The organism is Streptomyces sp. NPDC002809, from assembly GCF_040295435.1.
Lineage (GTDB): Bacteria > Actinomycetota > Actinomycetes > Streptomycetales > Streptomycetaceae > Streptomyces.
The window spans coordinates 20,042-28,050 of record NZ_JBEOVJ010000101.1 but is presented as its reverse complement, the minus strand read 5'-3'; the positions used below and the strand labels follow the sequence as shown (position 1 = coordinate 28,050).

General features: G+C 70.1%; 7 protein-coding genes and 1 pseudogene. 7 read left to right on the top strand and 1 reads right to left on the bottom strand.

Annotated elements, in window-relative coordinates:
* Positions 1 to 95: pseudogene (locus ABT025_RS35090) on the top strand (gfo/Idh/MocA family oxidoreductase); the annotation flags it as partial.
* 15 nt (positions 96 to 110) lie between these two features.
* Here the strand turns inward: ABT025_RS35090 and ABT025_RS35085 are convergent.
* On the bottom strand, positions 111 to 1,883 hold the full coding sequence (locus tag ABT025_RS35085; RefSeq protein ID WP_351002719.1) for a tannase/feruloyl esterase family alpha/beta hydrolase: 1,773 nt from the start codon (positions 1,881 to 1,883) through the stop codon (positions 111 to 113).
* A 254-nt stretch (positions 1,884 to 2,137) separates the two neighbouring features.
* Between ABT025_RS35085 and ABT025_RS35080 the strand changes: the two genes are divergently transcribed.
* The 6 genes from ABT025_RS35080 to ABT025_RS35055 all read left to right on the top strand — a co-directional run bounded on the left by ABT025_RS35080 (position 2,138) and on the right by ABT025_RS35055 (position 7,924).
* Entirely contained in the window at positions 2,138 to 2,791 is a 654-nt protein-coding gene (locus tag ABT025_RS35080; RefSeq protein ID WP_351002718.1) for a GntR family transcriptional regulator, read from the top strand.
* A 45-nt stretch (positions 2,792 to 2,836) separates the two neighbouring features.
* A complete protein-coding gene (locus ABT025_RS35075; RefSeq protein WP_351002717.1) occupies positions 2,837 to 3,586 on the top strand; it encodes a PIG-L deacetylase family protein in 750 nt (249 codons plus the stop codon).
* Complete coding sequence (locus ABT025_RS35070; RefSeq protein WP_351002716.1) at positions 3,583 to 4,299, top strand: 4-carboxy-4-hydroxy-2-oxoadipate aldolase/oxaloacetate decarboxylase; 717 nt, start codon at positions 3,583 to 3,585, stop codon at positions 4,297 to 4,299. Before ABT025_RS35075 ends, ABT025_RS35070 begins: the two co-directional genes overlap by 4 nt.
* A 23-nt stretch (positions 4,300 to 4,322) precedes the next feature.
* Positions 4,323 to 5,366: a 4-oxalomesaconate tautomerase gene (locus ABT025_RS35065; protein WP_351002715.1), complete on the top strand. Its 1,044-nt coding sequence runs from the start codon at positions 4,323 to 4,325 to the stop codon at positions 5,364 to 5,366.
* 50 nt (positions 5,367 to 5,416) lie between these two features.
* On the top strand, positions 5,417 to 6,367 hold the full coding sequence (locus tag ABT025_RS35060; protein WP_351002714.1) for a catechol 2,3-dioxygenase: 951 nt from the start codon (positions 5,417 to 5,419) through the stop codon (positions 6,365 to 6,367).
* Positions 6,368 to 6,595: 228 nt separating this feature from the next.
* On the top strand, positions 6,596 to 7,924 hold the full coding sequence (locus ABT025_RS35055) for an MFS transporter (RefSeq protein ID WP_351002713.1): 1,329 nt from the start codon (positions 6,596 to 6,598) through the stop codon (positions 7,922 to 7,924).
* Positions 7,925 to 8,009: the final 85 nt, after the last annotated feature.

The following is an 8,009-nucleotide window of genomic DNA, read 5'->3' as shown; positions in this document are numbered from 1 at the left end:
GCGACTGGGTGCCGGTGGCCCGTCAGCGCGGCATCGAGCAGAGTGTCCTGTCGTTCCTGGACGCCGTCCGGGCCGGCAAGCTGCTGAGCGCCCGGTCTCACGTCACCCGGTCAGGCTTTGCCCCTGGTGACGACCCACTTGCCGTTGACCCAGTTGCCGACGGTCTCGTAGCCGGAGCGGAAGGAGCCGAGCCAGTTCAGAGTCAGGCCCGCCTCCGCGGCGGACCTGACGGGGGTGTAGCTGCCGGCCTCGTTTGCCGGGCCCCCGGTGGTGTTCTCGGCGACGTACGGGAAGGGGTAGACGGGGCGGGTGGCCGTGACCTTGCCGGAACCGTCCGTCGACGTGGTCGTCAGACTGGCGGGCGCGTCGCCCTTCGTGACCCAGTCGACGACGGCGGTCAGCGCGTCGAAGTCGCCCGGACCCTGTCCGCCGCCGCAGTGCGCGACGCCCGGGAGGAGGAACAGCCGGGCGAAGCTCGCCGTCGCCGCTGTGCCGCCCGTGGTCTTCTGCACGGCCTTGTAGTACGCCATGGTGCCGACGGCCGGGATGTGCTGGTCACCCAGTCCGTGCCAGAGGATCAGCTTGCCGCCGCCGGCCTTGAACGCCTTGAGGTCCGGGTCGGTGGCGTCGTACATGCCCTCGTTGGGCCGGACGACCTTGTTGTAGTAGGCCTCGGTGAACTCGATGTCCCGGTAGGTCAGTGTGGGCTGCGGGCTGTCGAAGATCTGATAGCGGAGGGTTTCCCTGACGAAGTTGATGTCTCCGCTGACGCCGGTGGCCGTGGCCGGCACTATGACCCCGGCCCAGTTGAGTTCGGAACCGCGCAGTTGGTAACCGGGGTACAGCAGCTTGCCGTGCCTGTCGGTGGGGCCGGAGTAGATCCGGTGGAGTGTGGTGACCTGGTCGGCGGTCAGGCAGAAGGCCGCGGGCGTTGAGGTCTGTCCGGGCCGGCACGTGAGGGTGGCGGGATCCCAGGTGCAGCCGAGGGGGTCCGTGATGATTCCGTCGGTGGCGGAGCAGCCCTTGAGTACCGCCTCGTGCAGCGGTGCGAGGTCGGCGACGGTGAGGGTGGCGGGGCCGCCGTCGAGGAACACGGACTGGGCCGTCCAGGCGTGCGAGAAGGTGTTGAGGGCGGTGAAGTTGTTGGCGGGGGCGCCGGCGACGATCCCGTCGAAGTCGTCCGGGTAGCGCTGCGCCTCGGTCAGGGCCTGGTGGCCGCCCTGCGAGCAGCCGTCGAAGTAGGAGTGGGCGGCGGCCTGCCCGTAGTACTTCTTGATGACCGCCTTGGCCGCCTGCGCGAGCTGGTGGTCGGACTTGTATCCGAAGTCGGCGCGCAGGGTGGGGTCGGTGGAGAACAGGCCGCCGCCCTGGGAGTGCCCCTCGTCGCTTGAGGCGACGGCGAAGGCGCCGGTGGTCAGCGGGACACAGCCGCTGGAGGCGGGGGCACTGCCCGTGTTCACGTTTCCGCAGAGGCCGCCGCAGCCGACCTGGAGGTAGTTGGACTGCCAGCCGCTCAGGGGCAGCCGGAGCTCGAAGTGGATCTGCGGTGCGATCACGCCTTTGACGTAGCAGGCTGCCCAGTTCCCGAGCGTGTTGCTGCCGGCGGCCAGCTCCGTCGCGGAACTGATCTCGAAGGGCACGCCGGGTACGTCGGCCGCCAGGTCGAGTGAGGCGATGCCGGAGCAGGGCAGGGCGGGTGCGGTGCCGGAGGACGCTCCGGTTGTCGCCAGGGCGGCGGCCGAGGCGGGGGCGGCGGCCCGGCCGTCGTCGGTCGTGCTGTCGGCGAGCGCCATGCCCGTTCCGCCGGCGAGGGCGAGAACAGCGGCGAAGGCGGCCAGTACGGCAGCCGTTTTCCGTCGGAACCAGCGTGAGGGTATGGGCATACCCGGACTCCGTTCGATCGCGGCCCGGGCCTCGTGCCCGTCGGCCGGTCCTGTGGATGCGTGTGGGAAGGGTGTCGGGAGGCGCGGACGCACCGTGATGCGTGGGACGCCGCCGGCCGTTCGGCTCCGCAGCGGCGCTACGGCGAGGAACGTAGTCCGGCACGGATCTCGGCGCAAGACTTGCCAACGAGATTGTTGACAATCCTGTTGGCGTAAGTTTACGTTCGACAGGCACTCACTCAGGGAGGGCATTGATGCCGAAGGAAGCGCGTCCCAGTTCCGGGGAGCAGGCCAAGCAGCACGCACTCGGGGAGCTTCGGCAGGCGATTATGCAAGGGGAGATGGCACCGGCCCAGCGGCTGGTGGAGGACGAACTCGCCGAGCAGTTCGGTGTCACCCGGGCCAGCATCCGGGCGGCACTTCTCGAGCTGGCATCCGAGGGGCTCGTGGAGCGGATCCGTAACCGCGGATCACGCGTCCGCGTGGTGACCAAGGAGGAAGCGGTCGCCATCACCGAGTGCCGGATGGTTCTCGAGGGACTCTGCGCCGCCAAGGTGGCCGCCGGGGCCACCGAGGAACAACTGGCGGAGCTGGTGGCGACGGGTGCGGCCATGGCCAAGGCCGTGGCCGACGGTGAGCCGATGACCTACTCCGAGCTCAACCACCGGCTGCACGCACTGATCCGGGAGTTCTCCGGCCAGCAGACGGCCGTCGGGCTCCTGGAGCGACTGAACGGCCAACTCGTGCGCCATCAGTTCCAGTTGGCGCTCCGGCCGGGCCGTCCACAGAAGTCCCTGAGTGAACACCAGGCCGTGATCGACGCGATCACGGCCAGGGACCCGCAGGCGGCGGAAGCAGCCGTCCGCGCCCACCTCGGCAGCGTGATCGACGCCTTGCGCGACGACTGACGCGACTCGGGGCGGGAGCACACCTGTCACCAAGGAGAGTTCGCAATGACGCACGGCAAGGTGCCCGCCACCCCACGATCGACGCTGGTGATCACCGCGCACGCCGGGGACTTCGTCTGGCGGGCGGGCGGCGCCATAGCCCTCGCCGCCTCCCGCGGGGAGCAGGTCACCATCGCGTGCCTGACCTTCGGCGAACGGGGCGAGTCGGCGAAGGCGTGGCGCGAGGGCAAGCAGCTGGCGGAGATCAAGGCGATCCGCCGCGAGGAGGCCGAACGCGCCGCGGCGACGCTCGGCGCCCGGATCGTCTTCTTCGACGCCGGTGACTACCCGCTGCCGGTGACACCCGAACTCACCGACCGGCTGGTCACCGTCTACCGCGAGGCGCAGCCCGACGTGGTCCTCACCCACCCCCTCACCGACCCGTACAACGGGGACCACCCGGCGGCCGCCCGCATGGCCCTGGACGCGCGCGTCCTGGCCCAGGCGATCGGCTACCCGGCCGAGGGCGAGATCATCGGGGCTCCCCCGGTGTTCTTCTTCGAACCGCACCAGCCGGAGATGTGCGGGTTCACGCCCGAGGTGCTCCTGGACATCACCGAGGTCTGGGAGACGAAGCGCAAGGCCATGGAGTGCCTGTCGGCCCAGCAGCACCTGTGGGAGTACTACACGGACCTCGGCAAGCGGCGCGGCGTACAGCTCAAGCGCAACGCGGGCCCCAACCTCGGCCTTCCGCACACCACTTGGGCCGAGGCGTACATGCGCCCCTACCCGCAGGTCACCGGGGAGCTGGCATGAGCGGCGTCATCGTCACCCGTCCCCCGAAGGCGTCGGCCGAGGACGTGGCGGCGCTGTCCGGTTACGGCGTCGCGACCGTGCACGAGGCGCTCGGCCGCACCGGCCTCCTCGGCCCCCACCTGCGCCCGATCCAGCAGGACGTGCGCGTGGCGGGCACCGCGGTCACGGTGCTCAGCTGGCCCGGCGACAACCTCATGATCCATGCGGCCGTCGAGCAGTGCGGCGAGGGCGACCTTCTCGTCGTCACCACCACTTCGCCGTCCGCCGACGGCATGTTCGGCGAGCTGTTCGCCACCGCGCTGCGGTACCGGGGCGTGCGCGGCCTGGTCACCAACGCCGGGGTGCGCGACACATCCGAGTTGCGCGAGATGGGCTTCCCCGTCTGGTCGGCCGCGGTCTCCGCCCAGGGCACGGTCAAGGCGACCGGTGGATCGGTCAATGTGCCGGTCGCGATCGGCGGCCACATCATCCGTCCCGGTGATGTGATTCTCGCCGACGACGACGGCGTGATGTGCGTTCCGCGCGAACGGGCTGCGGAGGCAGCCGAGTTGTCAAAGGCTCGCACGGCGAAGGAGGAGGCGTCACGCGCGGCGTTCGCCGAGGGGCAACTGGGGCTGGACCGGTACGGGCTGCGCGAGACACTCGTACGCCTCGGCGTTCGGTACCAGCAGTACGACGCATACGTCGCGGAGACGCCCGGGCCGGGGCGGTGACCGCGCCCGCCGGGGTGCGCTGCATGCTCCTGCGCGGCGGCACCTCCAAGGGCGGCTACTTCCTGACGGAGGACCTGCCCGCCGAACCGGCTCTGCGTGACGATCTGCTGCTGCGGATCATGGGCAGTCCCGACGCACGCCAGATCGACGGCCTGGGCGGGGCGCATCCCCTCACCAGCAAGGTGGCAGTGGTTGGCCCGTCGGCCCGCCCCGACACCGACGTCGACTATCTCTTCCTCCAGGTCGGCGTCGGCACAGCAGATGTGTCGAGTCGTCAGAACTGCGGAAATCTCCTGGCGGGAGTCGGCCCCTTCGCCGTCGAACGCGGCCTCGTCGCCCCCGGCCGGGCCGTGACCTCGGTGCGGATCCGCATGCTCAACACGGGGGATCTCGCCACCGCGACCTTCCCCACTCCTGACGGGCGCGTCTCGTACGAGGGCGCCGCCGAGATCTCCGGGGTGCCGGGGACCGCCGCACCGGTGGTGATCGGCTTCCCGCCGGGCAGCAGTCCGCTGCTGCCCACGGGCAGCGTCCGCGACACCCTCGCCGGCACGTCGGTGACCTGTGTGGACAACGGCATGCCGACGGTCCTGATCGCCGCTTCGGCTCTGCGGATGACCGGTTACGAGGATCCGCGGGCACTGGAGGCGGACTCGGGCCTGGCCCGGCGGATCCGAGAAATCCGCCTTGCGGCAGGGCCGTTGATGGGGCTCGGGGACGTCGCGAACGCCACCGTGCCCAAGGTGAGCCTGCTGGCGCCGCCGAGGCACGGCGGCGCGGTGTCGACGCGCACGTTCATCCCGGTGCGCTGCCACACGTCCATCGGCGTGCTGGGCGCCGCGAGCGTGGCCGCCGGGCTGCGTATCGCCGGCGGCGTCGGTGAGGACGTGGCGCGGCTGCCCGCCCACGGGGACCGGCTGCGCATAGAGCACCCCACGGGGTTCCTCGACATCGAGTCGGCCGTCGAGCGGGGTACGGACGGCTCCCTTCCGATGGCCGGCCGCACCGCTGTCGTACGTACCGCCCGAAAGATCTTCGACGGCACGGTCTTCCCGCGCCCCGCCTGACCCTCTCCCGGATCAACTCCCCCGCACCTCCGCACTTCTAGGAGTCGCAGATGACCCCGCCTCTCGGAGACATCGCCCACCTCGGCCATGTCGAACTGCTCACCCCCGACCTGGACGCCAGCGTCCGCTTCTTCACCGACTTCCTCGGCCTGACCGAGAACGGCCGCTCCGGCGACTCCGTGTACTTGCGGACCTGGGACGACTACGAGCATCACAGCCTCACGCTCACCGCCCACTCCACCCCCGGAATCCGGCGCACCGCCCTGCGCACCTCCAGCGAGGACGCGCTCCGCCGCCGGGTCGAGGCCATCGAGGCGGCAGGCCGACCGGGCCGCTGGGCCGAGGACGAACCGGGCATCGGCCGGCTGTACGTCACCACCGACCCCGATGGCCACGAGCTGGCCCTGTACTGGGAGAGCGAGTGGTACGAGGCACCGGAGGAACTGCGGCCGGGCCTCAAGAACCAGCCGCAGGCCAAACCGGGCCGCGGCGTGGGCGTTCGCCGACTTGACCATGTCAACTTCCTGGGCGCGGACGTGGCGGTCAACGGCGACTTCCACCGTGAGGTCCTCGGCGCCCGCCCCACCGAGCAGATCCGCCTCGACAGCGGAAAGATCGCGGCCCAGTGGCTGACGTTCACCAACAAGTCCTACGACATCGTCTACACCGAGGACTGGACGGGGTCGAGCGGCCGGCTCCACCACATCGCGTTCGCCGCGGACACTCGCGAGGACATCCTGCGCGGCGCCGATCTCGCCCTGGACACAGGTGTGTTCATCGAGACGGGCCCACACAAGCACGCCATCCAGCAAACGTTCTTCCTGTACGTCTACGAGCCGGGCGGCAACCGCATCGAACTCTGCAACCCGCTCACCCGCCTGGTGCTGGCACCTGACTGGCCCCTGATCACCTGGACCGAGGCCGAGCGCGCCAAGGGACAGGCCTGGGGTCTGCGCACCATCGAGTCGTTCCACACCCACGGAACGCCGCCCGTCGCCTGACGTTCGGCACCACCATTCGGCCCCGGTCCGGCAGCACACCAGACCGGGGCCAAATCGTTTCTAAGATTGTCAACAAAAGCGTTGACACGCTCTTCGGGTGTTTCTACCGTCAAGGCCATCACTGCGAGCGCGCATCTCGCCTCGCGTCGGGTCGGCGGCTCGAGCCGCGCCGACCGCCCCTTCTTCCCAACCTCCAGGGACTCTCCTCCCGGACGAGAGGAAACAACGATGTCCTCCTCGCTCGCCCCGGCCGCCCGCGGCAGCAGAATGGCCATGCTGGTCATCGCTCTGTGCTGGCTGGTCGTTCTCTTCGACGGCCTCGACATGTTCATCTACGGCTCGGTGCTGCCCCACATGCTGGAGCAGCACGCCCTGGGTCTCGAACCGTCCATGGCCGGCGACCTCGGCAGCTACGCCACGTTCGGGATGCTGGTCGGCGCCCTCTCCTCGGGCACGCTCACCGACCTCATCGGGCGCAAGAAGATGATCATGTCCTGCACCGCGCTGTTCTCGCTGGCCTCGGCCCTCTGCGCGGCAGCCCCCTCGGTCACCGTGTTCGGCCTCGGCCGGACGCTGGCGGGACTCGGACTCGGCGGCCTGCTGCCGACCGCGATCACGATGGTCTCGGACTACGCCCCGCGCGCCCGCGGCGCCTTCGTCATCGGCGCGCTGATGACCGCCCACCACGCCGGCGGCATCCTCTCCGCGTACGTCGCGCTGTGGATCGTGGAGCCCCTCGGCTGGCGTGCGGCCTTCTGGGTCTGCGTGGCCCCGCTGGTCATAGCGGTACCGCTGGTCGCCCGGTACATGCCGGAGTCGCTGAGCTTCCTGGTCGCCAAGGGACGTACCACCGAGGCGCATGAACTCGCGGCGCGCTACGACGTCGAGACACCTGCGGCCAAGGACCCCAGGGCCGTCGGCGACCGCTGGTACGCCCTCGCCCAGCTGTTCCGGGGCAGGGAGTGGATCCAGACCCTGATGTTCTGGCTGGCCTCCTTCGGCGGCCTGCTGCTCGTCTACGGCGTCGCCACCTGGCTGCCCACCATGATGCGGAGCGAGGGCTACGAACTCGGTTCCTCACTGAACTTCGTCGTCGTCTTCAACCTCGGCGGCATCGTGGGGATGCTCGTCGCCGGCCGCTGCGCCGACCGCTTCGGCGCGGCTCGCATCTCCGCGATCTGGTTCATGCTGACCGCCGTCGGCGTCTATCTGCTGAGCGTCCACATGCCGCTCGGGCTGACCTTCGCGGTGGTCTTCGTCACCGGCCTGTTCCTCAACAGCGCCCAGACGATGATCTATGCGACGGTGGCCGGTTACTCCACCTCCGCGAACCGGGCCACGGCTGTGGGCTGGACCTCCGGAATGGGCCGCTTCGGCGCCGTGTTCGGCCCCTGGCTGGGCGGCCAGCTGCTCGCCAACGGAGCCGCGGACTGGGGCTTCACCGCCTTCGCCCTGTCCGCCGTGTTCTCCACGGTCTTCATCACTCTGGCCGGTCTGCGCATGTCCCGGCGGAACCCGGAGCAGCCCGCGGCACGTCCGGTGACGGCCACGGCCTGACCGGTGCGGCCGCAGCGGGGCCCGGTGGGCCGATGAGGCACGAGGACACGCCTCATCGGGCCACCAGGCTCACCGCATCCATGGC

What these genes read in the sequence shown, in the direction of transcription:
- ABT025_RS35085 (WP_351002719.1), bottom strand. Translation starts at nt 1,883, where the DNA reads ATGCCCATACCCTCACGCTGGTTCCGACGGAAAACGGCTGCCGTACTG.
- ABT025_RS35080 (WP_351002718.1), top strand. Translation starts at nt 2,138, where the DNA reads ATGCCGAAGGAAGCGCGTCCCAGTTCCGGGGAGCAGGCCAAGCAGCAC.
- ABT025_RS35075 (WP_351002717.1), top strand. Translation starts at nt 2,837, where the DNA reads ATGACGCACGGCAAGGTGCCCGCCACCCCACGATCGACGCTGGTGATC.
- ABT025_RS35070 (WP_351002716.1), top strand. Translation starts at nt 3,583, where the DNA reads ATGAGCGGCGTCATCGTCACCCGTCCCCCGAAGGCGTCGGCCGAGGAC.
- ABT025_RS35065 (WP_351002715.1), top strand. Translation starts at nt 4,323, where the DNA reads ATGCTCCTGCGCGGCGGCACCTCCAAGGGCGGCTACTTCCTGACGGAG.
- ABT025_RS35060 (WP_351002714.1), top strand. Translation starts at nt 5,417, where the DNA reads ATGACCCCGCCTCTCGGAGACATCGCCCACCTCGGCCATGTCGAACTG.
- ABT025_RS35055 (WP_351002713.1), top strand. Translation starts at nt 6,596, where the DNA reads ATGTCCTCCTCGCTCGCCCCGGCCGCCCGCGGCAGCAGAATGGCCATG.